We start from the raw sequence: 26029 nt of genomic DNA on the forward strand, positions 1-26029 counted from the left end.
GCGATTGCTTCGTACCTCGCAATGACGCTCTGATATAAACCTTATTTAAAAATCAACCGTTAATCCAGGTAAACTTATACTCAAGCATTGGGTTTTTCATGCGTTCGGCTACACGCAGTAAGCGGGCCGGAAGGTTCACAACATAATCGCGGGCCTTTTCGCCGGCTTCGTCCAAACCGGTTATACTTTCGATATGCCAGTCGGTCAAAAGCTCTTTCAGGATATCAACATAGTCGATAGCCGTGTAAATACCCAAACGCTGGGCAGCATCGGTAAAGTGGCCAAAAGTTTGACCAACCTTTAAACCAACCTCACGCAGGAAGTGGGCAGGCATTACGATCTTTTTGCGCATCATATCCTCAAAAGCTACCATGGCCTCGCTCGGATCTACCTCAAATATTTTTTCGATAAAATATTTGTAAGCTTTAGCGTGACGTGCTTCATCTGATGCGATAACACCGCACATTTTCGAAAGCAGCGGATCGCCGTATTTCTTGGCCTGTGAGGCAACACGACGGTGCGATACATTGGTTGCCAGCTCCTGGAAAGAAGTATATATAAAGTTACGGTAAGGATCATGGCCGGTACCGATATCAAACCCATCGGCTATCAGGTATTGGGTCGAGATCTCCATCATGCGCATATTAACACGGCCCGATAGATACAGGTATTTATTAAGCAGGTCGCCATGACGGTTTTCTTCACCGGTCCAGTGGCGGGTCCATTTCATCCAGCCGCCCTCTTCATCGTCTGATACACCCTGCACCATGGTTAACCACGATTCATAAGTTGGCAAAGCCTCCTCGGTAATGGTATCACCAATTAAAACGGCAATCAGGTCGTAGGATAAACCTGCGGCACTTTCCTGTAGTTCTTTAATTTCGCTGAAAAATGATTCTCTGGAAGAATCGGGCAAAAAATCAGATGGCTGCCAGATGGTATCAATGGGCTTTAAATATTCATGTATTTTTTCTAACATGAACTTTTCAATGTGCACCATTACTTCTCTGCGCTTTTCTACAAAAAATTCCATAAAAACAGGTATGTTAATCAGCAAAGGTAACTAAATTTGTAACATAATGTTTTAAAATTTCACTGTGATTGGGCTAATTGCTTCCCTCATACTCAAGGGCAAATTCTCCATCGCCGGCGTACCATTAAACAGCGAAAAATTACTGTTATAATCCCAAATCATGCCTGGGATATCAAGCTTTTTTAAAGCATGGCGAACAGCCTTGATATAACGGCAACGATTATCCGCATCGGCATATTTATTGTAAACGCCGTACTCACCGCAAATGATAGCCCATCATATTTCAGAGCCCGTTTTTTTACAATTTGCAGTTTATCATTTATGGATTGTTCGTTGCCATCGCGCGTTACATACTGTAGTTGCTTTTGCCGGAGGTATTTTTTGCTTTTTGATTAAGTGCAGGAAAATTTTCCGCATTGTATGGAAATGATACCCCGGTGGTTGCAACCTGGCCACCCACCCGGCTGCCCCCTGATGGGTAAAAAAGAAAGGCTCGTAGGAGTGAAAAGTATAAATGATATTATCATCGGCAGGCCTTTCAAACCTGCTTAGCTCGTAGATGCTGCTATAGTTTGATGCACCTGCTACCAGGGTTCGTTGCCTATCAACTTTACGGGTAGCCGTAGCAATATTATATGCGGCATCTTTCCACACTTTGGGGTTAATATGGGACGGCTCATTATACACCTCAAAAAACAGGTTATAATAACTTGTGCTTTTATACTTTTTAGCTAATTTTAGCCACAAATCAATTATTTGCGGTGTTTCTGTGAGATAATTATTGTCGCTTAACCTGCCATAATGATAATCTATCACCTGCCTCAATCCGTAATATCGCATTGCTTAACAACTTTATCTATAAAGGTAAACAGCTGCGCTGTTATTTTAAGGACCAAAGGAAGTAAAAGCCACGATAGCATTGTACTTTTAAACCCCAACTTTTTGAGCAGCATAAAATCGGATTTTTAAATGGCGTTTTGGGCCAGTGAGCTTTCGTTCCGGGTTTGCTCAGGCCATGAAATACTGATGCCCTTGTTTAAACTTTGGGCCTGTTTAAAAGCGGGTGCCCGAACTTGCCGGGGAATTGGACGGCTTTTTGCAACAGTAATGATTACTGTTAGCAGCAGTAACAACAAACCTGTTTGAATTATCGTATAACGAATATTTTTGTCTATCAATATTTAACGGAATTAATTTAAACAGCGGCCTTAATTTTTAATTACAATTCAAGATAACAAATAATGTTTGTTCAAATTACCAACGAAGAATTAATTAGAGAGACCTCCAAAAAAGCATGGTATCAAACCAATAATATAATCTGGACAATTATATTTCTGTACCCTCTTTTTAGTATCGTTGATTTTATTTACGCTACAAACTACTGGCTGCAGTTCTTTATTATCCGCATTATAACTATCCTTATTATATACGGCCTGTTCAGTTATTTTCAGCATAAACAATTTAGTTACCGCATATTATTGCATATCAGTTTTTTTATGCTTTCGGTAACGGCCGCTATATTATGCAACCTGGTAAACATTCAGTTCCTGACTATTTACTTTATGCTGTTTGCTACCACTCTATTGTTTTTTAACCTCCAGGTGTTTTGGGAGCCCTTAAACTCCATCATCCAAACCTTAATGGCCCTATTGCTGCTTGCCATTTTCTTTAACCTGCTAAGCGAATACAACCTCGACCTGGTTTTAAGCAACGGCGGGCAGATCTTTTTTATCATCGCGGGAATCTCCTGTTTAATACCCGGGGCCCGTTATAAGGTGATCCAGCGTGAAGTACGCGCACAGATCATGATCGAAAAATCAAACGAGCAGCTTAAACAGCAAAATAAGGATATCAATGAAAAAAACAACCTCATCGACCTCCAGTATGAGCAGCTACGCAAGCTCGACAACCAAAAGAACAGCTTTATCAACATTGCCGGGCACGACCTTAAAAACCTCATCGGCTCTATTGTAATGAGCAATAACATGATCAAGGAAGAGGATTTCAGGCTCAGTACCGATCAGAAAGAATTTGTGGGCTATATCTCCGAATCGGCCGACAAGATGCAGTATATGCTTAATAAGCTGATGGATGTTAAGGAGATCGAATCGCCGGATATGAAATTCAATATGGAGATCTTTGATATCAACGTTGAAGTGATGCATGTTTTTAGAGGCCTGTATGAAACAGCCCTCATGAAAAACATCCACCTGGTTGATAATATCCTGAAGCTGCCCCTCAACGTAAGGCTCGATAAAGTATTTGCAGGCCAGGTGTTTCAGAACCTGTTATCAAACGCCATTAAGTTTTCGCAAACCAATAACAGCATTAAGGTAGTAACCAGCTTACAGCGCCAGCGGTTTGTTTTCGAAATTATTGACGAAGGTATAGCCATAGGCCAGCAGGAGCTGGAAATGATGTTTAACAAGCTTAAAACACTTAACGATACATCGGGTGTTACCGAAAGCCGTTTAGGCCTTGGCTTATCAATTGCCAAACTGATGACAAAGGAAATGGGCGGCGAGCTCAGCTACCGCAGCGATGACAACGGCAATTATTTCAGAGTAGAATTTTACGTAATAAATTAATATTTATATCAATGAATAAGTTTTTTACCTTATTAGCCTTTATCCTATTATTCAGCACGGCTTCGCAGGCTCAGGGCAACAGCATTGCATCCTTTAAAGCCTACGGCCATGAGGATGACGTGGTATACGGCATGAGCGGTGCTATTTCATTTTACTTCAAGATCACCCCTTTGATTGAAATGAATGGCAGTAAACTGGTTTTATTTTTTGAACCATCGCAGGCATTGATAAAATCGCATTCATACATTAACCTGGTTATTAACAACAAACCGGCATACAGCAGCCGTTTGGGGCCCGATTCAATCCAGAAGATCACCCTTAACCTGAGCCGCGCCGATCTGACTGCCGACAAATTCCTGAAGGTGCAGATCAAAACACTGCTTACCATTACTGATGATGAGTGTAAAGACCTCGATAACCCGGCTATGTGGTTAAAGATCAAAAACTACTCATACTTATCGCTGGTTAAAAGCAATAAAAACTTTTTTGATAACGTAAATATCAGCAACTGCTTCGATTCAAAAAAAGCTATCGTTTATCCATCAAACCCAAGCCTGCATGACCTTAAGGCTGTAGCCTGGGCTTATTCAAGGTTAAAAAAGACCCAAACCCGTTCAATTGCCGTTTATGAAGAAAGCAAACTGCCCGACAGCGTCCGTAACTACATCAGGGTAGGTGCCATTGATAAATTACCTGCCGATGCTCGCGCGTTGGTAAAAGTTACCCCGCAAAATGCGCAGGGCTTATTTTACCTGCATAAATCAGTAAGCCTGCTCACAGATACCATTGTGCACATGGTTGATGTAAAAGGCCGGCTTGTGCCCGTAAAAACCGTAACACAGGAGCAATCACCTAAAGAGGTACTGTTTGTTACCGGCGGCGATGATACAGGCTATGAAAAGGCTATTACCGCCCTCGGTAACATGAACATCCTTAACTCAACCTATGGCGATTACCTGCTGATCAACAAGGCCGAGAACACCTTCTTTAAAACCATCGATGAAAACCGCTCAAAGCTGTCCTTAAAGCAAATTGGCGGCGTGAGCGACTTCCTATCGGGCATTGGTTCGTTAAAGAGCGCTTACAGCTTTAAAAACAGTGATTTCAGTTTCACCCCTAAAGAGGTGGAGATCCGTTTTATTGCCAATTACAGCGGCCTTGCCCCCGGCGACCGCGGTTTCTTCAACATATACCTTAATGGTTTGCTCATCAGCAGCGAAAAGCTGGATGCATCGGGCAAGCTGAACAGCTCTATTACCATTAACCGTTACCAGCACCACAAATACAATACGCTGGAGGCCGAATTCAGGTTTTACCCTACCAACGGCAACTGCCGCAATAGCTTCACCAACTTTTTTGCCGAGGTTGACGTTGACAAATCATACCTCGAATCAAAAAACCCTTTCATCACCAGCGACCTGAGCTTTTACCAGTATCCCGAGGCCTTTAACAACGGCACTACCAAAATTGTAGTAAGCGAGCAATATGCCAAATATGCTGCCGGTGCTATGGGCGAGATCATTTATGAGCTTAACAATAACATCAACGCCAATAACTTCCCCGAGTTTGTTTACTCAAAAGATTTGAAGCCAACTGACCTGAAGCAATACAATATCATAGCCCTGCTATCAAAAGATGATAAAGTGCTTAAGGAATTTCGCGATGCCCCCATCCAATTTGACCGCAACTTCAGGCTGTATAATACCGATAATAACAGACCGGTTTATGAGCTTTCGGATACGGTATCAAACGGCCTGGCGCAAATCTTTTACGGCGTAAGCAACAATGCTACCCTGGTGCTTACTGCTACAGGCACGCATGTTTCCGAAGCTTTCCTGTCGGTATCCAAATCCATTACCGAGCAGCTTTCAACCCTATCAAGCAACGTTTGTATCTCTGATGTTAACTCTAATAAATACCTGTTCAACATCAACAAATCGAGCGAAAACCTGGAGTACATTGATACCAAGAGCGGCCTTACCCGTTTCTGGGACAGCTATAACCTGTACATTTTGTTAGGCATCCTGATCCTGATCCTGCTTTCGTTCCTATATGTTCGTTCAAAAGTTCAAAAATCGCAGGATCTGTTTAACGATTAATACCTCACCCTGCCCTCTCCAAAGGAGAGGGTTTTAAGAAAAATGAAGTTAAGTCTTCTCCAAAGGAGAGGGTTTTAAGAAAAATGAAGCTAAAATCCTCTCCTTTGGAGAGAACTAAAAAAAAGCTCCCTCTCCTTTGGAGAGGGCGGGGGGTGAGGTTCTTTCAGCTTTTAAAACACCTAATATGGATACATTGAGTATTTCAATTCCTGATATTTTGGTTGCCGACGGGTTTATTTCGCTGGCCGGCCAGGAAAAGATCCATGCTTTTTCGGAAAGATCGGGTATGTCATACCTTAAAATAGCTCTCAACTTCGGCTATGTTTCCCGCAAAAACTATGAACGCTCATTAGGCAACGCAGGCTATCAGTTTGCCGAAATCCGCAACGAAGCCTTTGACCAAAAGATCCTCGACCAGGTTGACCTTAAGTTTGCCAACGACCAGCTGGGCCTGCCCCTGCGCATCGAAAACAATAAGGTGGTTACCATCATGGCCGACCCAAGCAACACCCTCTTCCTTGATTTTGTAAGATTTACTTATGACCTGGAACCCGAAGTTATCGTAGCATCCGATTTGGAGATCACCTGGTTAAGCCACAAGCTTACCGGGCAAAAATATGTTAAGGCATCGGTTTTCGAACTCCTTAAGCGCGACCCTAAAAGCTCGGCCTCAACAACGTTCACCGCGCCGCAGCTTGCTTTTATATTTATTTTGTGGGGCCTTACGGCCGTTGGCCTGTTCCTCAATTTTAAAACCGTATCTATTGGCATTAACCTGGTTATCAGTTCGTTTTTTTTGGTGGCTATTATCTTTAAGCTGTTCCTGGCGCTGGTTGGTTCGCGGTTCGAACTGCACCAGGCCGTTACCAAAAACGATCTGCGGGTTATTGTAAACGATGAGCTACCGGTATACACCATTCTACTGCCCGTTTACAAGGAAGATAAGCTGATCAAAAAACTAATCTGGAACCTGCAAAGCCTCGATTATCCGCGCGAGCAGCTGGATATCAAACTGCTTATTGAAGAGGATGATGATAAAACATTAAACGCTGTAAAAAACCTCGATTTCCCCGCCGTGTTTGAAGTTATTGTGGTGCCTTTTCATATGCCCAAAACCAAGCCGAAGGCCTGTAATTATGGCCTGCATTTTTCAAGGGGGCAATACCTCACCATTTACGATGCCGAGGATATCCCCGACACCGATCAGCTTAAAAAAGTGGTGGCCCTGTTTAACAAGCTGCCCGAAAATTATATCTGCATCCAAAGCGCGCTCAACTACTTTAACCGCAACGAGAATTTCCTTACCCGGATGTTCACCCTCGAGTATTCGTACTGGTTTGATTATATGCTGCCCGGTTTGGATACGCTGGATATCCCCATCCCGCTTGGCGGCACCAGCAATCACTTTAAAATGGACGTGCTGATTGAGCTTGGCGCCTGGGACCCATTTAACGTAACCGAAGATGCCGACCTTGGCGTACGCGCCTATGCCAAAGGCTATAAGGTAGCCATCGTAAACTCCACCACCTATGAGGAGGCCAACAACAATTTCTGGAACTGGATCCGTCAGCGCTCGCGCTGGATCAAGGGCTACATGCAAACCTACCTGGTACACATGCGCAACCCCGTGGCCCTGTGGCGTAAAGTAGGCTGGCGCGGTTTCCTGGGCTTTAACTTTTTCATCGGCGCCACATCGGCAACATTCCTGATTTACCCGGTGCTGCTCATCATCTTTATCTGTTATCTCATATTTGATTTTTCAACCATCAGGAATTTGTTTCCGGATTGGGTGCTGTTCATGTCGATATTTAACCTCATGGTGGGCAACATCCTCATGATCTATATCAATATGATGGCCGTATTTAAACGCCGCTATTTCGAGCTCATTTTGTTTGCCATAGCCAACCCCGTTTACTGGCTTATGCACTCGGTAGCAGCCTATATGGGCCTGTACCAGCTTATTACCAATCCGTTTTACTGGGAAAAAACCAACCACGGTTTAAGTAAGGTTAATAACCCCACAAACGTTATTAAATGAAAATTGCCAAAAGTACATACCTGTTTATTTTTACCCTGGTGCTGGCAGCCTGGTACCTTGTTATCGGCATATACCTTAACCACTTAGGCTATTATAACCAGGAGAGCCTTTTTTATATCGAAAAAACAAAGATCGTGTTCGAGGGCCTGGGCAACCGCCTTAAAGTAATGGGCTTAACCGCCCCACTGCTGCCTTTTTACTCCACCTTTATTTTTTCGACAATAAACAGTTACCTGGCACCCGTAATAGCATCGGCACTTGGTACGGCAGGCTTTTTCTACGTTATTTCGCGCTCGTTCCTGATCAGGGTTAAGGACGATTTTTACCTCATAATGGTAGCCGTGCTGTTTGTGCTGCATCCCGGTATCATTTACATGGCCTGCTCGGGCAAAGCCATTTACCTGGTGGTAACCTTTGTGTACCTGTTTTTCCTTAACCTGCTTAAGTTTTACCGCTCAAACACCACGTTCCACGTATCCATAGCCAGTATGTGTTTGGTAACGCTCATCTTTTGCGATTACCGCTTCATCTGGCTCACGCTGTTCTTTATTCCGCTGGTGCTGTCTATCACGCTGGCCAGCCTTAATTTGGGCGAAAAGGAATCCATTTTCAGGCTGTTCATGAGCTTTAACAGTCCATCGTTAAGGCGTAAACTTATCAATAAAACCTTCGCCATTTATATCATCCTGTTTATCCTGCCCGTGGTATCGCTTATTTGCTACAAGCTGCTTAACCAAACCCACGCCAGCGACTACAACTACTTTATGGAAAGCCCGCTGGCCACCTGGAACGTACTGGTCGACAAGCTGAATTACGATACCACCGTTACCGCCGTAAACTACCAGCTGCCCGAACTCAGCATCCTGGTATCATTAAGGGTTATTTATTTTTGCCCGCTGATACTATTTGGCCTGTACCTGCTGCGCGAAAGTACTTACCACGTGCTAACCGTACTCACCCTGTTTGCCTTTGTAGAGTTTTTGCACATTAAGTACGATAAACTGTTTCTCACCTACCAGTACTACCTTATATTTTTATTTGTGGCCCTGCTGTGTATCATATTTAAAGTACATACCATTAAAAATAAGCTGGCCGTTAAACTGGGCCTTGCCTTTGTGATTGTGCTGCAATTGTACACCGGCTACACCTTTTTAACCCACTCGCTCATAACCGACGAGCGCCGCTTCATCAACACCCTTAACAGCCTGCAGCCTAATACCGATCAAAGTGAAAGCAGAGAAATGGCAGCCTACATCAACAGCCTGCCCGATGGTACGCACATCCTCGTGGACGATGCAGTATCATACCCCATTGTGGCCTTTACCAATAACATTAAAAAACTAACCCTGCCCTACCAACTCGACAGCTTTTTATCGGCAATCGAAACTCCCTATAAATATGACGACTATATCCTGGTAGCCACCCCCAAAAACCCCTTTACCGGCTACACCCAGCTCAGCGACAAATACATCCCCGAAATCCGCCGCCTCAACGGCGGTGTAAACTACAAACGCGCCTACGAAACTGATGGGTGGATTTTGTATAAAGTGGTGACGTTGCAGTAGTTGGCAGTTTACAGTAGCAGTAGTGTCAATTACCTGATTACCGCTTGTGTTCCAACCTCGTTCTCTCACTCAATTACCTGCAAAGCAAACAATTGCTTATCTTGTTCCTTTCAGTGTAAAATCCTGCATCTATGCCTGCTGTTAAAGAATACCCCTTTTACCTTAAAAGTACTGTTATACTTTTTGGATTGATATTATTGGTTTATGTGTTTGCCCAACTGGCAGATGTTATGATCCCGCTTGCCTTTGCCGCTTTTGTTGCCATTTTGCTTAACCCGGTAAGCAACTGGCTACAGGAACATAAAGTACCCAAAATAGTAGCTATATGCCTGGCTATGCTGCTTGGCGCTATTTTGCTGGCAGGGTTGTTCTATTTCCTTTCTACCCAAATCATCCAGTTCGGCGACTCGCTGCCTATGTTAAAAAAGAAATTTGGTGAGATGTTCATTACCTTTAAAGACTGGATAGCTGCCACTTTCAACTACCCTATCCAAAAGCAGGACCAGCTTATTAAAGATGCTATGGATAACAGCCAGGCACTGGTAGGCCGTACACTGGGTAACGTGTTAAGCACGTTCGGGTTGATATTTGTGGTACCTGTTTATGTTTTCCTAGTATTGTTTTACAAAACCCTGCTCCTCAATTTCATTTACGAAGTATTTTCTGAAGAAAACTCCAGGCAGGTTGCTGATGTTTTGAAAGAAACCAAATCGGCCATACAGAGCTATATCCAGGGCTTATTGATCGAAATGCTGATAGTTGCTGCCATGAACTCGCTGGCCCTGGTATTACTGGGTGTTAAGTATGGCATCCTGATAGGTGTTATAGGTGCTATCCTTAACCTGTTGCCTTACCTTGGAGGCATTATAGCTATATCCCTCCCCGTGCTCATGGCAACAGTTACCAAAGATGGTTACACTACACAGGTAGGAGTGATCATAGCCTACCTGGTTATCCAGTTTATTGATAATAATATCCTGGTGCCGCGTATTGTATCCTCAAAAGTGCAGATCAATGCGCTGATGTCAATTGTAGTAGTATTATTGGGTAACATGCTTTGGGGCTTATCAGGTATGTTCCTTTCTATCCCGTTCATAGCCGTGCTCAAGATCATATTTGACAGAATTGACACCCTCAAACCCTGGGGCAAGCTGCTTGGCGATACCGTGCCCACCAGGCCCAAAGGGGCCGGCTGGACTAAAACCAGAAAAAAAGCGGTGTTACCGGAAGATGAGGCGAAAGGTGAAAGGTAAAAGCCGAAAAACAAAAATGGCGAAAGGTAAAAGATTAACACAGATGCGCTACCTTTTACCTTTCGCCTTTAACCTTTTACCTAAAAAAATTAGTGCATCACCGGGTTGTCGCCATTATGGAGTGTACCGTTGATATACAGCAATTGGTTTACTTTTTTAGGATCGCCCTGGTATACCCATACAATATTGTTGATGTACTTGCGGAAGGCATTGCTTACATCATCGGGTGTTAATTTCTTCACATCATCAACCAGGGTTAACGAACGTTTCCAGTTATCATGCAATACTTCGTTTGCTGCTATTGATGATGCCTGGGCGCTGTTGGTTTCATTTTTGTAGTAGAAACCAGTAAGGTAAGTAACCTTCATGTCAGCTACATCCTCGGGTTTAAAACCTTCGCGTTTAATTTTATCAACCAGCTTATCAAACACAGCTATGTATTTATCAGGCTCTGTTGTTGAAACAGAGAACTTGGCAGTTGATGTTTGACCTGCGCTAAACCAGGCCTGCGGGGCGTATGATAAACCGTTATTGGTACGAACCTCTAAAAAGTGCATGTTTGAGAAGATGCGCATGGCTACGTTAAAAGCGTTAAAATCGGGCGTACCGGCCGCAGGACCGCTGGCAATACCTTCTACATAATTGGTAGCCAAATCACGTTTTTCAACATTGATACTGTTTTTGTCGGCCCTGAAAGTAGATTTTTTAAACGCGAAAGCCGCACCTTGCTTAATACTACTCAGCATGCCCTTTACTTTAGCTTCAATAGCAGCCTGATCAAGATCAGCAACTACAACAATTACCATGCGAGATTTGGTCAGTACCGACTGATAATAAGCCTTTGTTTCGGCAGGGGTTAGGGCGGTAACAATAGCTACGGTTCCGCTTGGGTCTTTAGCGTAGTTGGTACCGGCAAAGGCTACTTTATCGGCATATTTATCAATGGCATTATCGGGCTGTGAATCTTCCTGTTTAATATTATTGATGGCATCCTGTTTAATGCGGGCAAATTCCTTTTCATCAAATTTTGGTTGGGTTATCGCCTCAACATACAGGGGCCAAACAATATCAAAGTCGCCTTTAATGCAGTTCATCCGCACTACCGAATAGTTTTTGTTGCTGCTGCCGTAAACGGTAGCACTTACTTTATCCAGTTCATCTTTAAAGCTGTTTTTATCGTGCTTTAAAGTGCCGCACTCGGTAAGGGCGCTCATCGCCAATGATTCGATACCAGCTTTGGTAGCCGGGTAGTTTTGCACACCACCTTTTATAATGGTTTGCACTTCCACAATATCGTTGCCGCTTGGCTGTACAATAACCTTTACACCATCTACCGTGGTTTCATAGGCCTGTTTTTGCGCCTTCGCTGTATTCCCTATAGCCGCTGCTACCAGCAGGGCAATTATATATTTTTTCATCATGATGAGGTAGTTTTAAATTACTTAGCTGCAAAAAATGAAGCCGCGTTTACTGTTTTGTTTAACTCAGGCGCTATGATCAAACCGGCAGCATAAGGCTTGCCAATTACGTAAGTCTCCAGATATTTTTTGATATCGGCCCGGGTAACTTTCTGATAGTTGGCATCCAGGTCGGTATAAAAATTAAACGAGGTGCTGCACCACTGGTAGCTGATCTGGCTTGGCAGCGATGATGGCTTTTCTTTGGCATGAATATCATTACGGTGCAGGATAGCTTTAGCCGTAGCCATTTGCTCGTCGGTAAAATAGTCGGCCTTATTCCACATGCTTACCTGGTTCATCAGTTCGGTATAGCATTCTTTCAGCTTATTAGGGTTAGGCACTACAAATATGTCGATAGGGCCCACATAACGGCTGGTAGTATAATTTACATAAACACCGCTGGCCAAACCTTTGTCAACCAACGCCTGCTGTAATTTAGACGAGTTTAAACCCACAATGGTCGAAAACACATCGGCAGCAACAGTTCCTGCCGAATCTGTTGGATAAGACGGGCCTTGCCAGGTAAACTCCATGTAAGGCGTTTGGGCAATGGTTGTTTCCTTAACAAAATACTCGGGCTTGGTTAAAGGCTTAAATGCCGGGATTGGGAATTTGGTTTGTGGGTCGAAACCGCTGTTGGCCCAGTCGCCAAAAATGCTTTCGGCAAGGGCAAAAGCGTTATCATGCTTAACATCGCCGCAAATAGTTAGCAAGCTGTTGTTAGGGAAGTAATATTTATCCTTAATGATCATCATTTTTTCGGGTGTAGCCGTGTTGATCACTTCGTGGACACCGATAGGGTTTTTACGGGTGATGAGATCGCCCCAAAGCTTTTGCTGCATACCGTACCAAAGCTGGAAACCCGGGTCGCTTTCGGCACGCTGAAACTCGCCGTCAACCACAGGGCGCTCCTTCTTCATATCTTCCTCGCGGTAAATAGGGAAACGGATAGCCGCGTTCATGAATTTTAAACCGGCTTTAAGGCTATCTCTGTCAAAAGTGAAATAGTAATTTACGCGCTCGGTATTGGTGGTGCCATTCCAGATGGCGCCAAGCTCCTGCGTACGTTTTAAAAACTTCTCCTGAGTTGGATAATCCTTATTGGCTTTAAAAAACATGTGCTCAAAAAGGTGCGACAGGCCGCTGAACTCCGGCCCTTCGGTATAGGCACCGTTTTTTACAGCTATTTCAATGGTAGTTAAAGGCACTTTGCTGTTTTCAATAACCAGCACATCCAGGCCGTTTGGCAATGTTTTAAGGAAGTAGCCTTCGGGCAACCGGGTTTGAGCAGTAGCCATGCAGGCACTAAAAACCGCGGCCACGCTTAATGCAAAAATTTTGATAAAATTTCGGTTCATATATTTACAATATTTTTAACACTATAAATATATCGGTATAATCTCAAACAAGTGAATGATTTAACCGCTTATCCTTAATTTTTTAACACGAAATTAAGCCTGTGGTGATTTTGGCATATTTACAAACCGGCAATTAAATACCAGCTTTAATACTATTATAAGGCAACCCCATGTCATGTGCAGCGTATTGGGTAAGCACGCTGTCTTTTATGGTAATATAATCACCAGCCTGGCTAACATGCAGCTTTTCAATGCCATCGCGATTATCCATAAGGGGAATGGTACGGGATACCACAGTGCCTGTGGTGTCAAGCTCAATAATATAAGTCTCTTTTTTACCGCCTGCCATATCAGTAAACGGAACAATAACAGTATGATTATTATCATCAACAAACCTGCCTATAATATTTTTTCCGTCCAGATCGGCAGGATTTAAGCCAAGCAGGTATTTTGCTTTTTCGGGCGAGATACCCAATATATTTAGCCTAACTGTGTTGCCATCGGCATCTTTAGTGGTATCCTGCATAGTAACTTTATCCCCTTGCGGGTAGCGGGCTACAGCATAAAAGGTATTAGCACCGGTACTTTTATCGTTATGACCGGGAAGCAAAAAGTTAAGCTGCAGGTTGCTCAGCTTCGCGCTGTCGGCCTTAATTTGTGAGGTGATGCTCAGCAGTTCGGCCCATTTAAGCCTGCCATCTATTTTAACGGTTAATTGGGTGGCAGTATCTGATTTGGTTACTCTTGATATGGTATAATGCGGTACGTTTTTCTTAGCGCAGCCAAAAGCCACAAGCATGATTATTAAGCAGAGAAAAATATTCTTGATCATGTAGCAAAGGTAAACCGTTGATTTGAATTTGAGGGTGGTGATTTTTGATTACATTGATTTCGCTGATTTTTTGCCCCGGTTATAATATCGGTACGCGTCGACACTGATCACGGAAAAACAGGCTAAGCCGAAGTAATCAAATACATTTAAGCTACCTCAGCAAGGTTACATGCCCTTTTTGAACTTCAACTTGTCCATCGCCCATGGTATAGTTGCACAACCAGTAGTAAACGCCTGTAGGCACGGGTTTCCCGTTATAATTCCCATTCCAACCATCATATATACTTTCCGACTCAAATAGCTGCTGGCCCAGCCGATTATAAACGGTGAGTTTATACGCTATGGGATTACTGCTTTGATTAGGCCTGAATAAATCGTTTGCACCATCTCCGTTGGGTGTAAAAGTATTAAAAAACGTAACCGGCTCACATGGATCCTGCATTATCGTAATATCCAATTCGGTAATGATACAACCTTGCTTATCCAGCAGTGTAAAATGGTTAGTGCCGGCGCTAAGGCCCCTTATTGGTTCATCGGGTGTATAATTTTGGTTACCATGCTTAACAGAGCCGACCGCTATACCTTCTACATAGGCGTTAAACTTTACCTGCCCGGCTAATGTGCAAATTGCGTTTTTAGCAGTATATGCTACATACGGCCTGATCAAACTAAAATCGGGCACGATAACTTGTGTTTCAATCCTTGCCCCCCCAGATGAAGCTATGACTAATTGATAGGTACCCGGTAGCATCCTGTTAAAAACACCAGTGGTATTGCTTATACCGTTTAAGCTGTACGTATAATTATCCGGATGATCTGCTGTGAGCACCGTGACACTTGCTTCGCCGTAAAAATCGCATTCGGGTTTGATGACAATGTCATTTACAACAATTGGCGGGCATACATCCTGTACAAGGGTACAATCTTTTTCGTAAAGCAAACAGCCGCTTTGTGTTAAAACCGAAAAGTGGTAAACACCCGGGATTAAATCTGTAAAAACATGGTCAATGGAGTAAAGCGCATTGTTATACCTTACCCGGTACAACGCTTTATCGGCGTTTGTTTCCAATTTAATCGAGCCCGCAATATCACATACGGGATTTGTTGTATTAAAAGTAACAACGGGGTCTTGTAGCGAAAAATCAGGAATAGTAAATGGAGATATTTTAGGCTCTTCACCGCCATTTGATGTAATAGTAACCTTGTAATTACCAGGAGGCAGGTTATCGAAAATACCGGTGGTGTTACTTTCTCCGGTATTAAGTTTGTAGGTATATTGATTCCCATGCGGGGCGCAAATAATTTCGGCCCGCCCTTTATTCACCACATTGCACTCCCGCGTTACATCGATGCTTTGAAGCTTAATTACCGGTATTTCACCCGTTTCAACAGTACTGCCGGCATCATAAACAACATAAGACACCGAACCGGCAGTACCTTTTATGAGCATATTTTTCAGATCGAGCTCTATAAGCTCCGACCTGTTATTGTTTACATCAATAGCATATACCGTTACGGCCCCCCTGGAAGCTACCGATGTTAAACCATATACAACCCGGTCTGTAATAGGTATAACTAATTTACTTTGAGACAGATCATCGAGGGAAACTTCAACAATGCCGTTATAACTTGCCATATATAGCTTATCGTTATAGAATACAAGATCGCCAGAAGCCCCGTACGGCATAATTCCCAGGTTAACAAGCACAGGATTTTTAGGATCGAGTTTGTACAGCGAGTTCGAGTTGGCCATGTACAGGATCCCGTTTTTATCAACCGTCATTGAATTTACGGGGGGCACCGACGCCAAATACTGGCAATTAGTTACCTGGGGGGCATTACCTCCGGTTATATCAGCTACACTCAATCCACCGAAAGCCGAGGTATAATAGATCTTATTTCCCCAAAGTGCAATTGAAAAGTAACCCGACCCACAGCCGCTAACATTTTTAGAAACCGGCCCGTTAGATGTAATGGTTACTTGCTGTAAAATTCCCTGGTCGGTAGCGGCATAAAACTGCTGTCCATACACTTTAACAAAAGTTAAAAGTATAACACTAAACAGCAATGCAGCTCTTTTTAGTAAAAGGTTCAAGTTGATGATATGTTCAGGCACAATAGTAAACCAAATATACAGTATTACTAATATCTACACCATATTAAGTGCAATTAATAATTAGCATATTATAAGCTTATCCCCAGCCTTACTGCCGATTTTGCTTCGCTGCCTCCATTGTATGATACGCCATACATCAAACGGATATTAAGATATTGCAAACCGAAACCAAGTTCGGTATAATTTTTAAGCGCGGGGGTGTACAGGTAATTTACATCGACAATTTCCTGTAGTTTAAACTTGCGGATAAGCGGTATTTTATTGGTGATGAAACCCGAAAAGTTGTGTTCAAAATGCCCTTCAAGATATTTATCAGGCGTGCTGAAATCGTAGTAATCCAATAGCAGGAAGCGGTTTAACCTTGGTTTATATGAAAGCACCTCGTTACCTGCAAAGTGAAAATAATCGGGAAAGAATACGTTTTTAGCATTCAGGGATTTACCGGCCCCTATAAAGAATGAGCTGCTACCATAAAAACCCATGCTGATATCCGCTTTGGAAACTTCAGCGCTGATCTTATCGTAATTAACATCCGAGCCTAATACATTGCTGATGCCTTTAGTGTAGTTTAAACTGATGGTTGGATATTTGGATGGCAGATAGCGCCTGCCCGAGGGATAGGTTTCATACTTGTCACTAAAATCATAACTGGCCTGCAAGTTTACGGTGAGCGACTGATTTTCGGCAAACAGCAGTGTGTTATGATCAGGATCCATTGGGTTATTGGATGTAAACTGGTGAGCATGCGGGTCAAAAACACTGAATGATGCCGTGTTTAGCAACGATTTACGATTAGCCCACTCAACCGATGCGCTGCCGCGCAAACCACCGGTCACCCTGCCCGAAAGCAATGCAGATGCAAATTGCTTTTGATACAGTTTTTTAAAATTCTGCTGCGCAAGCAGGCTGTGAACTGTATTCACAAAGGCCGACATGGGAGCCTGGTTATTCAGGTCAACCACATCCGAACCTCCGCTCAAACCCAGCGTAAACCGTTGCAGTACCGGGATAGCCACACCCGCCGAAGCATTGAACAAATGATTGGAAAAACCATATCGCAGTTTGCCTTTCAGCATAAAATAACGGTTATTGACTGTATCCACCAGCTTACTGTATGATGCGCCATAATCAATGGCCAAGCCCTCAACCGTGTTATAAAGCAAGGAGCCGACGATAGGATCATAGTGAAAATATTCCTTTTTATAGCGGTTACGTGTATTGATACCTGTAAACAGAAGGTTTACAGGTTTGAATTTATTATTGGCCTTATCAAGCGAGTCGAGGTACTCTTTTGATTCGCGCCTTTTGGCAAGCTTTTCTTTATTGCTGTAATCGGTGATCTCTTCGCCGGTAAGCGGAATAGGCCGGGCCTGGCTCCAATAAGCCGAATCTTTACCCGTACCTTTGGTAATCCGGAGAACTTCGTTAAAATCAGCTTTGTTTAGTGCAGGGTCGAGGTTATAGTTTTTATAGATCGAAATAAAGTAACCACCTAATTTAAATCCGAACAAACCTCCTGTAAATTCAAATTTAACAGAGGAAGTCATCCAAGTCTTTTCGCTCACCGGAAAAAACTGCTGATTAATTTTAAGGGTATCAACAAAATTGATGTTAGCCTTTTTGGTGATATAAAGCTGCAGCCCGTAAATGCGCCAGCTATCATCCAAAATATAAATATAACCTTCAAAACATGGGTCGTGCGCCCGCTTTGGGATCACCTGGATCTTGTTAATTGTTTCACCGTTTTCAACCGAAGTGCCAATGTATTTGTAGTTATAATAAAACATGGCGTTGTCGGCTACCGGCGACACCAGCGGACGGTTGCTTATGCCCTGCCATGTTTCATAGTTCTGGTAAAAATTAACCGCCATATCCGATGCCCGGTTAAAGCTGAACGCACGGTTACGGCCCGATACTTTTGATGATACCTGCTCCTCATGCACCTTATCCGGCCTGATAAAACTATATTTTGATTCCGACTCAGAAAGATAAACTATCCCACGGCGGTTTGAATCGAGCCCGGCTTCACTGGTGGCCTTTTGCACATCAAAACCCATGAAAGTTTTTGGAGCAGCTAATAGCTTTTGCAAGCCTTTGATGTAGATATCGCAGGTATAGGCTTTAACTTCGTTAAGATAGGTTTTTCGTGTTTTAATAGCCTTGCGCATAATGGCATAGGCAGGGTCTTCGCCGCCTGCATGCACGGTAACATCCTTAAGCTGGTAAGTTTCTGTTTGCAGGCTGATGTTTATGACCTGGTTAACAGTAAGATTAACAATTTTGCTTTGCTGGGCATAACCAACTGCCTTATATTGAATTTCCTGCCTGCCGCCATTTAAACGCAGCAGGTATGTTCCCTCACTGTTGGCAGATACCCCTGTAGTGGTATTTTTTATAAATACGGATGCAAAAGGAACAGGCTTACCTTCCTGGTTGATTATTTTACCGCTAATGCTGAATTGCTGGGCATATAAGGAAAGATTGAGTAGTAAAAATAACGCAACTAAGGCTGGCTTCATTTAGCAGATGTTTATGCTAAGATGAAACTTATTAATTGATTGTTACAGTGCCGAATTGTTAAATAATGTAAAAAGGCAACCGGTTAGGATGCCTTTTGCTTTGACGTGTCTTTACTGCCAAGAGGCGGATGTGGCTTATTTTTGATATTCCAATCCTTAATATCAACCAGGCCCGGCTTTGTTTGATAATGCGATTTGCTTTTAGGGCACCTGACAATAAAATTAGATTTAACCTGCTGAATAACCGGTCGCTCTCCACATTCCTTGCAGGGTTCACAAAAAATACTCGCTTGTATTTGTATAAATTTTTCCATAGTAAATTACTCGAACATTAGTACGTTTAATTAATTATGGGGTCCCTTTCGGTAGTACAAATAACGTAATTTCTGAGTCAAAAAATAAAAATTCCGCACCAATAAATAAAATAAACAAACCTGGAGTTTTTATTTTATCAGTTCTATCAGCTCATCATCACTAATAATCGGGATATTAAGTTTATTAGCCTTTTCCAGCTTTGCAGGCCCCATATTTTCGCCTGCAACCAGGTAATTAAGTTTGGCCGATATACTGCTCAATATCTTGCCGCCGTTTTGCTCAATGATATCTTTCAGCTCATCACGCGAAAAGTTCCCGAACGTTCCCGATATAATAAAGTTCATCCCGGCAAGTTTTTCACTGGCCAGTACAACTTCTTTTTCCTGGGCAATAAATTTTAGGCCCTGCTCCCTTAGTTTTTGTATTTCCTGGCGATGGATATCACCCGCAAAATATTCGGTTATACTTTGCGCTATCCGTTCGCCTATCTCTTCGGCAGCCGTAAGTTCTTCAACCGATGCTTCCATTAATTTATCTATCGATTTAAAATGGAAGGCCAGCTTACGGGCAACGGTTTCGCCTACATAACGGATGCCCAAACCAAACAGCACTTTTTCAAAAGGCATTTTTTTAGAGGCTTCAATACCATCAAGCATATTATTGATCGATTTTTCGCCAAAACGGCCCAATTGTTTCAATTCGGCAGCATGGGCATGCAGCTCATAGATATCGCTGATGTGGCTTATAAATCCTTTGCTGTATAAGGTTTCGATGGTTTCATCACCCAAACCATCAATATTCATAGCCTTACGACCGATGAAATGCTGCATCTTCCCAACAATCTGAGGCGGGCAGCCTTCATCATTAGGGCAATAAAACGCGGCTTCACCTTCCTTGCGTTCAAGTGGTGTGTCGCAGGCAGGGCAGGTGGTACGGTAAACAACGGGCAATGCATCGGCCTTCCGTTTTTCGGGGTTTACGCTGATGATCTTGGGGATGATTTCACCGCCTTTTTCAACAAAAACGGTATCACCCTCATGCAAATCCAGGCGGATGATCTCATTAGCATTATGCAGCGTTGCCCGCTTTACCGTAGTACCGGCAAGCAGCACAGGTTTTAAGTTAGCTACCGGGGTAACTGCGCCGGTACGGCCCACCTGGTAAGTCACCTCAAGCAGTTCGGTCTCCACCCTCTCGGCCTTAAACTTGTAAGATATGGCCCAGCGCGGCGATTTGGCCGTGAAGCCAAGCTCCTGCTGCTGTGAGTAGTTATTTACTTTAATAACTATGCCGTCAATATCATAGCTCAGGTTAAAACGTTCCTTATCCCATTTATTAATGAACTCCAGTACGCAATTAATATCCGGGCAAAGCTCGCTATGCTCATTGGTATGGAAGCCCCAGGTTTTAACAGCCTGCAGGCTTTCCCAATGGGTTTTAAATACAGTTTTTTCGGTGTATAAAAAGTAAAGGAAACAATCAAGCGGGCGTTTAGCTACCTCGGCCGAATCCTGCATTTTTACTGTACCCGACGCAAAATTGCGGGGGTTGGCATAAGGCACCTCTCCGCTTTCAATCCGTTCGTTATTCAACCTGTCAAAAGCCTTGCGGTGCATGAACACTTCACCGCGGATATCAAAATAAGCCGGATAGCCTTCGCCATGCAGGCGCTTAGGGATGGTATGAATGGTTTTAATATTGGTGGTTACCTCGTCGCCCTGTACACCATCGCCGCGGGTAACGGCCCGTACCAGTTTACCGTCTTCATAAGTGAGGCTCATACTCAAACCATCAAACTTAAGCTCACATACGTATTCAAAATTATCGCCAATCGCTTTGCGGATCCGCTGGTCAAAATCAAGCAGTTCCTGTTCATTATAGGTATTGCCTAATGACAGCATCGGCCACCGGTGCCTGATGGTTACAAACTCCTTGGTAATATCCCCGCCTACCTTTTGCGTGGGCGAATCAGGGTCAGCAAAATCCGGGTATTCTTTTTCGAGTTTGTTAAGCAACTCCAGTTTTTTATCAAAATCAAAATCAGAAATGGTTGGCATGGCCAGCACATAGTAATTGTAGTTATGCTGTTTAAGTTCGGCTGTTAATGCCTCTATTTGTTTTTTTGCTTCAGCTGATGACATAGGTACGAAGGTAATAATTTCCTTTATTCCATTTTTTTACTGAGGTAAATACCAGGAAAATCGTTTCTAAAATAATTCAATGTGTTGAAAAAACCGCAGTAAGAAATTTTCACACGAATTATTTTCCACAATTAATCGAATTACACGAATTTTTCAATTGCATAAATTTGAAATTAGTGTAATTCGATTATTTCGTAAAAATTTCATCATAAGCGATAACATTGGCTTGGGGTTATATGATATCGTATATAATACCAATAAAATAAATATGATAAATCTCTTTCATAAACGCAGGGCACGTAGTAGATTTATCAAACAAAAAACTACATCGAATGAAAACACTAAAAATCCTGATCCTCTCAGTATTCCTGACGCCCTTTTTGGCAACAGCGCAAACAAAACCACTAAAGCATGCACACGACCCTGCTGCAAACCACCACAAACTTCCTGTTCGGGGCATTACTTATGATGACTTTAAAAGCTCTGTAGCTGATTTTGCCGACAGCACCAAAAAAGCCCTTGCAGATTCGGCCTGGCTGCTTTGGAAAACAGAAAAATGGGATGCACTTGAAAAATTCTTTACCGCTAACAACCTTAACGGCGGCTGGCCTCCAAACCGCGGAGCTGTAAACCTCGTTATCATTACGCTTAAAAAAGGCGTATTGGTTGACCGTTACGGAGGTTATACCGATTCTACCGGTACTTTCCAGGATAAGGGCACATTTTTATCACCAAAAGGTGTACCTTTCCCAAAACGTGCCCTGCCCGATAATACATTGACCAAGCCCTACAAAATTTATAAAGTTTTGAAAGCGATAGCCAAAGTGAGGCAAGGGAAGATCATTCCATGGTTTGGCAAACCGGGTTTAGGTATCCAGTATGAAGTGCCTGCTACTGTTAACGACCTCAAGACAGGCGGTTACATAGAAGAAGTAAAACAATAAAAAAGCGATAATATTAAAATATGATCACAAAATATGAAATAACAAAGTCATTGTTGTTTGATGGAGACGAAGCTGAGGCTGTGCATAAATCATTTGCTCTGCCTGCCGGTGACATAAAGTTCAGTGATTTTGCCAATAACAATTTTGAAGATCTGCGTAAGGTAATTACCCCGGATGACTTTGAAACCATTGTAAGAACCGGCGGTTTTAATGCCGACTTTCTTAATTTATACAAGGGCAGCGAAAGGCTCCGTTTATACTACGCAAAAAAACAAAATACCATTGCCGTTTTTGCTTATGGCGAGTTTCAGCCAACACGGTATAAGCTTTATCTGGAAGGCACCTGGGTATTGTAAAACACCCTTTATAAGCATAAAAACCTGCCGGTTAGCGGCAGGTTTTTATGTAATTGTATATAGAGTTCATTAATAAGCTTTAGATAAGCTCCGCAAATTACATTGATAATCAAATTATTAGTTTTAAGCTTTGTGTATTCTGCTTTTAGCTTTATACTTATTAATGATCAGTACTTGATGTTTCGCTGGTAACACTCATAGGGAATGTTAAACCGCCCGGAACCTTGGGATTATCTTTTATCTCGACAGTGCCATCAATGTTTTGCTTTAATTTTGAACTGGAGATCCAGCCGGTAGCCTTGTCAACAACAACATCGGCTGTCATAGTACCTTTCATATTGTATTTCATGGGCATATTACTGACGGTTTTATAGCCCGCTGTATTATCAGTTTCAAGTGTGGCATTTCCATGGATCACATAGCTTTGCGGCGTAATATCAACCAACTGATAAACGGATACAATCTTAGCACTCATAGCACCCTCCAGGTTATTTTTAATTGTCCATTTATCATTTTTTGCCACAGCCGTTTCGGGCAGCACCGACATAGCCATTTCCAGATTGCTTTTAAGCGCCCCTGAACCAAACGATTGGGTTAACTGCGTCTTTAACTGTTCTTTTTGTGCAGCTGGCACCTCCTTAAAACCATCTATCATAGTTGTGATCATATTTTCGGCGTTCTCTATTGATCTGATCCGGCCGCTTTTGGTTAGCGTTGCCGTAAATGGTTTATTGGTTATGCCCGACATGACCCTGGCCATAATATTTGTAGTATCCTTATTATCAGAGTCAAAAGCTACATTACCGGTAGGCAGTTGCATTTTCATTCCCACTTTGGTATAGTTAACCTCCATGTAATAAAGGGAATCATCGGCATTTAACACTTTGAATGACATTTTGCCGTCAATGGTCATATCGATATTATTAACCTGCCCGTTTATGGTTTGCTTTACAACGGAGTGTGCTGCGGTAGATAAATAATAACTATTGCCTTTAATTAACTTTAAAGCCGGTTTTACCTTTTGCGCATAACCGGTTACTGCCACTATAGCCAGTAAACCGGCCGTCAAAATTTTCTTCATGATCTGTGATATGTAAGTGCTAAATATATTATAATATCTCATGAAAAAAACTCAAAATTCCTAACAATTAATTAAAAACAAATTCGTTAACTTTATACTGCGCTCGGCTCTTTAATTTTTTCACACACCTATTTAGCGGAAAGAGAGGTTTTTATGTTACAGCAGATAGCATTTATGCCACAGCACCAGTTTCATGTGCTAATCAATTTTTCGGGAGAAGATGAACGTATTTTGGCAATTTTACCCAACGAAGCAGGAAATTTCCGCGTGGTTTACCAGGGTAAGGTAATTGCAGAACTTAACCTGGATAAGGATGGCTGCACCTGCTACAAGGGCAAGCTGAAGAAAAACATCATGGCCCAGCTTGAGCACCAGATAAAAAATCATTACGCGTAAGCTGTTAATAAAAAGATTTTGATAGTTCATGGGAAATAAACTCATGGTTCATAGTCCATGAGTTTACCCCTATGGACTATCAATTAATTTCCGCTGGTTTTGGCCAGCATAGCTTCCCTTATAAACTTAACCGGGGCACTGCCGTAACTCAAAAACTTTTCGTTAAACTCTTTCAGTTTATACTTATCACCCATTTTTATTTTATAGGCATCTCTCAAATCGATGATCTCTTTGTAACCGGTATAATAACTGGTTAGCTGAACACTGGTTACGCTAACACGCTTCCATTTACCATCGGCTTCGGCCTGCTGCTGGAAGGCTTCACGGGTTAACAGTTTGATAGCTTCATCTTTGGTCATGCTGCCGCTGTGCACACTATAATCCAAAATGGTATTACAAACCGAACGCAGGTTCCATTTGTACCACATCAACATCATTTCGGGCTCGTTATTACCAAAGCCGTTCTCGAGCATCATTTGCTCAGTGTATACCGCCCAACCCTCGGCCATGGCGCCGTTACCAAACACCGCTTTAATGATACTTGGAGCTTTATTGGAGTATACGCCCTGTACATAATGCCCCGGCACAGCTTCGTGAATGCTCAGGATCTGTAAAATATAATTATTGTATTCGCGCAGGTAGCTTTCGGCCTTCTCCTTACTCCAGCCGGCCAGGCTGCCTACGTTATAGTATGAGTTACCATTTTTATCATACGGGCCCGGGCCGCTCATAGATGCTCCCGCCACACCTGCCATATAACCAGGTTCTTTACGAATGATCAATGGTTTCGACGGATCAAGCGTTAACAGGTCTTTAGCTTTAACAAAGGCGTTCAGCTTAGGTATCAGCTGTTCAATTGACGATTGAAAATCTTCCGGCTTAACATGTTTTGATGATAAGGTGTCTATCAGCTGGCTTATCATTAACAAGCTATCGGCAGGCGCAGCCTGTTTGCCAAAGTATTTCGACCAAAGCTGCTTGCTGATCTTAGCCATTTCACGGTGGATAAATTTTTTCCGTTCCACCGCGGCATTGTAAATTTTTTCGGCAGTATTGGTAGCTACTATTTCGTATTTAAATTTATCCTCATACAGATCTTTACCCAATCTAAAACTTCTTGGATGATCGTTTTTAAGTGCTTTAAGCCAGTCTGCGTAAGCTTTAATAGCCACAACGCTTTGGGCGGCCCTGTCGGTCATTTGCTTTTGCTCAGCTTTGGGGATATTGGTTTTCTTAAGCGAATCGGCAAAATCTTTTCCTATTACATCAAGCCCTCCCAGGTTTTGCTCAATAGCTAAGCTGGTGAGCTCCGTCACCGGGTTTTTGATCTGTTTTTGGGCATCTTTATAATATTGCGGAATAAACGACATCCGCTGGTAAAAATGGCGTAAGCGTTTAGGCAAAGGTTCATAATGCTCATTCAAAATATAAGCAAACGTACCGATAACATTGTATGACGATGGGTCCCACTCGTATTGTTTTAACTGGCGCACCTGCCATTGCAGGTATTCCAACTGGTTTTGAAGAATCTTGTAATCTATCTTATTAGCTTCAGACAAGGTATTTACCTCAAAGCGGCTTAACGAATCAACCTGGTATTTAGCAAAAGTTACCAGTTTATCGCGGCTTTGCTCGTTTGGAAGCACCATCAGGCTGTCATATTTATGATAACCCGCAGATGTAGCCCAATCAGGATTTAATTTCCAGAAGTTATCCAGAAAGGTATTTTCATATTTAATAAAAGCTTCATCATCCTTCCCTAACAATGGGCCGGTGCCGCTGCCCCCATCTTTTTTACAGCCGGTAAAGGCAACCATGAATAAAACAACGGCGAGTGCTAATTTTAAGAATATGTTTCTGACCACAACTGATGAGTTTTACAATGAAGCATAAACTTAAAACATTTAAGCCAAATAAATCAAACCGGCGACGAAT

The 26029-nt window shown here is 42.7% G+C and carries 18 protein-coding genes; 8 read left to right on the forward strand and 10 right to left on the reverse strand.

What is annotated here, in order from left to right; translation table 11 throughout:
- Positions 1 to 52: 52 nt before the first annotated feature.
- Positions 53 to 1033 (reverse strand): acyl-ACP desaturase, encoded by a 981-nt coding sequence (locus SNE26_RS18690; protein WP_321555428.1) that lies wholly within the window; start codon positions 1031 to 1033, stop codon positions 53 to 55.
- Between the two features lie 315 nt (positions 1034 to 1348).
- Positions 1349 to 1873, reverse strand: a complete 525-nt coding sequence (locus SNE26_RS18695; RefSeq protein WP_321555429.1) for a cellulase family glycosylhydrolase — start codon at positions 1871 to 1873, stop codon at positions 1349 to 1351.
- A gap of 401 nt (positions 1874 to 2274) precedes the next feature.
- Here SNE26_RS18695 and SNE26_RS18700 point away from each other — a divergent pair, with 401 nt between their 5' ends.
- The 5 genes from SNE26_RS18700 to SNE26_RS18720 all read left to right on the forward strand — a co-directional run bounded on the left by SNE26_RS18700 (position 2275) and on the right by SNE26_RS18720 (position 10576).
- A complete protein-coding gene (locus SNE26_RS18700) occupies positions 2275 to 3621 on the forward strand; it encodes a HAMP domain-containing sensor histidine kinase (RefSeq protein WP_321555430.1) in 1347 nt (448 codons plus the stop codon).
- Between the two features lie 11 nt (positions 3622 to 3632).
- Positions 3633 to 5720: a cellulose biosynthesis cyclic di-GMP-binding regulatory protein BcsB gene (locus SNE26_RS18705; protein ID WP_321555431.1), complete on the forward strand. Its 2088-nt coding sequence runs from the start codon at positions 3633 to 3635 to the stop codon at positions 5718 to 5720.
- Between the two features lie 184 nt (positions 5721 to 5904).
- Positions 5905 to 7758, forward strand: a complete 1854-nt coding sequence (locus tag SNE26_RS18710) for a glycosyltransferase family 2 protein (RefSeq protein ID WP_321555432.1) — start codon at positions 5905 to 5907, stop codon at positions 7756 to 7758.
- Positions 7755 to 9323: a hypothetical protein gene (locus SNE26_RS18715; protein WP_321555433.1), complete on the forward strand. Its 1569-nt coding sequence runs from the start codon at positions 7755 to 7757 to the stop codon at positions 9321 to 9323. The genes SNE26_RS18710 and SNE26_RS18715 overlap by 4 nt, the downstream gene beginning before the upstream one ends.
- A 131-nt stretch (positions 9324 to 9454) precedes the next feature.
- Entirely contained in the window at positions 9455 to 10576 is a 1122-nt protein-coding gene (locus SNE26_RS18720; RefSeq protein WP_321555434.1) for an AI-2E family transporter, read from the forward strand.
- A gap of 89 nt (positions 10577 to 10665) precedes the next feature.
- Here the strand turns inward: SNE26_RS18720 and SNE26_RS18725 are convergent, their stop codons facing one another.
- From SNE26_RS18725 to ligA, 6 genes are all read right to left on the reverse strand, one after another.
- Entirely contained in the window at positions 10666 to 11997 is a 1332-nt protein-coding gene (locus SNE26_RS18725; protein ID WP_321555435.1) for a pitrilysin family protein, read from the reverse strand.
- 17 nt (positions 11998 to 12014) lie between these two features.
- Positions 12015 to 13394, reverse strand: a complete 1380-nt coding sequence (locus SNE26_RS18730) for a pitrilysin family protein (RefSeq protein ID WP_321555436.1) — start codon at positions 13392 to 13394, stop codon at positions 12015 to 12017.
- A 133-nt stretch (positions 13395 to 13527) separates the two neighbouring features.
- Positions 13528 to 14226 (reverse strand): hypothetical protein, encoded by a 699-nt coding sequence (locus SNE26_RS18735; protein ID WP_321555437.1) that lies wholly within the window; start codon positions 14224 to 14226, stop codon positions 13528 to 13530.
- Positions 14227 to 14377: 151 nt separating this feature from the next.
- On the reverse strand, positions 14378 to 16321 hold the full coding sequence (locus SNE26_RS18740) for a gliding motility-associated C-terminal domain-containing protein (RefSeq protein ID WP_321555438.1): 1944 nt from the start codon (positions 16319 to 16321) through the stop codon (positions 14378 to 14380).
- A gap of 89 nt (positions 16322 to 16410) precedes the next feature.
- The gene (locus SNE26_RS18745; RefSeq protein ID WP_321555439.1) at positions 16411 to 18861 is read right to left on the reverse strand and encodes a DUF5686 and carboxypeptidase regulatory-like domain-containing protein; all 2451 of its coding nucleotides are present in this window, start codon (positions 18859 to 18861) and stop codon (positions 16411 to 16413) included.
- Positions 18862 to 19304: 443 nt separating this feature from the next.
- The gene (gene ligA, locus SNE26_RS18750; RefSeq protein ID WP_321555440.1) at positions 19305 to 21317 is read right to left on the reverse strand and encodes an NAD-dependent DNA ligase LigA; all 2013 of its coding nucleotides are present in this window, start codon (positions 21315 to 21317) and stop codon (positions 19305 to 19307) included.
- A gap of 332 nt (positions 21318 to 21649) precedes the next feature.
- Here ligA and SNE26_RS18755 point away from each other — a divergent pair, with 332 nt between their 5' ends.
- Positions 21650 to 22261: a TNT domain-containing protein gene (locus tag SNE26_RS18755; protein WP_321555441.1), complete on the forward strand. Its 612-nt coding sequence runs from the start codon at positions 21650 to 21652 to the stop codon at positions 22259 to 22261.
- A gap of 20 nt (positions 22262 to 22281) precedes the next feature.
- On the forward strand, positions 22282 to 22617 hold the full coding sequence (locus SNE26_RS18760; RefSeq protein WP_321555442.1) for a hypothetical protein: 336 nt from the start codon (positions 22282 to 22284) through the stop codon (positions 22615 to 22617).
- 160 nt (positions 22618 to 22777) lie between these two features.
- On the opposite strand, the gene SNE26_RS18765 is transcribed toward SNE26_RS18760, so the two are convergent.
- Positions 22778 to 23698, reverse strand: a complete 921-nt coding sequence (locus SNE26_RS18765) for a DUF6263 family protein (protein WP_321555443.1) — start codon at positions 23696 to 23698, stop codon at positions 22778 to 22780.
- A 153-nt stretch (positions 23699 to 23851) separates the two neighbouring features.
- Between SNE26_RS18765 and SNE26_RS18770 the strand changes: the two genes are divergently transcribed.
- Positions 23852 to 24094 carry a hypothetical protein gene (locus SNE26_RS18770; protein ID WP_321555444.1) on the forward strand — a complete coding sequence of 81 codons (243 nt, stop codon included), beginning with the start codon at positions 23852 to 23854 and terminating at the stop codon, positions 24092 to 24094.
- An 83-nt stretch (positions 24095 to 24177) separates the two neighbouring features.
- Here the strand turns inward: SNE26_RS18770 and SNE26_RS18775 are convergent, their stop codons facing one another.
- Positions 24178 to 25959 carry a DUF885 domain-containing protein gene (locus SNE26_RS18775; RefSeq protein WP_321555445.1) on the reverse strand — a complete coding sequence of 594 codons (1782 nt, stop codon included), beginning with the start codon at positions 25957 to 25959 and terminating at the stop codon, positions 24178 to 24180.
- Positions 25960 to 26029 lie beyond the last annotated feature (70 nt).

The organism is Mucilaginibacter sp. cycad4, from assembly GCF_034263275.1.
Lineage (GTDB): Bacteria > Bacteroidota > Bacteroidia > Sphingobacteriales > Sphingobacteriaceae > Mucilaginibacter.

Coding starts and splice junctions, on each gene's coding strand:
- SNE26_RS18690 (WP_321555428.1), bottom strand. CDS start 1,033: ATGGAATTTTTTGTAGAAAAGCGCAGAGAAGTAATGGTGCACATTGAA.
- SNE26_RS18695 (WP_321555429.1), bottom strand. CDS start 1,873: ATGCGATATTACGGATTGAGGCAGGTGATAGATTATCATTATGGCAGG.
- SNE26_RS18700 (WP_321555430.1), top strand. CDS start 2,275: ATGTTTGTTCAAATTACCAACGAAGAATTAATTAGAGAGACCTCCAAA.
- SNE26_RS18705 (WP_321555431.1), top strand. CDS start 3,633: ATGAATAAGTTTTTTACCTTATTAGCCTTTATCCTATTATTCAGCACG.
- SNE26_RS18710 (WP_321555432.1), top strand. CDS start 5,905: ATGGATACATTGAGTATTTCAATTCCTGATATTTTGGTTGCCGACGGG.
- SNE26_RS18715 (WP_321555433.1), top strand. CDS start 7,755: ATGAAAATTGCCAAAAGTACATACCTGTTTATTTTTACCCTGGTGCTG.
- SNE26_RS18720 (WP_321555434.1), top strand. CDS start 9,455: ATGCCTGCTGTTAAAGAATACCCCTTTTACCTTAAAAGTACTGTTATA.
- SNE26_RS18725 (WP_321555435.1), bottom strand. CDS start 11,997: ATGATGAAAAAATATATAATTGCCCTGCTGGTAGCAGCGGCTATAGGG.
- SNE26_RS18730 (WP_321555436.1), bottom strand. CDS start 13,394: ATGAACCGAAATTTTATCAAAATTTTTGCATTAAGCGTGGCCGCGGTT.
- SNE26_RS18735 (WP_321555437.1), bottom strand. CDS start 14,226: ATGATCAAGAATATTTTTCTCTGCTTAATAATCATGCTTGTGGCTTTT.
- SNE26_RS18745 (WP_321555439.1), bottom strand. CDS start 18,861: ATGAAGCCAGCCTTAGTTGCGTTATTTTTACTACTCAATCTTTCCTTA.
- ligA (WP_321555440.1), bottom strand. CDS start 21,317: ATGTCATCAGCTGAAGCAAAAAAACAAATAGAGGCATTAACAGCCGAA.
- SNE26_RS18755 (WP_321555441.1), top strand. CDS start 21,650: ATGAAAACACTAAAAATCCTGATCCTCTCAGTATTCCTGACGCCCTTT.
- SNE26_RS18760 (WP_321555442.1), top strand. CDS start 22,282: ATGATCACAAAATATGAAATAACAAAGTCATTGTTGTTTGATGGAGAC.
- SNE26_RS18765 (WP_321555443.1), bottom strand. CDS start 23,698: ATGAAGAAAATTTTGACGGCCGGTTTACTGGCTATAGTGGCAGTAACC.
- SNE26_RS18770 (WP_321555444.1), top strand. CDS start 23,852: ATGTTACAGCAGATAGCATTTATGCCACAGCACCAGTTTCATGTGCTA.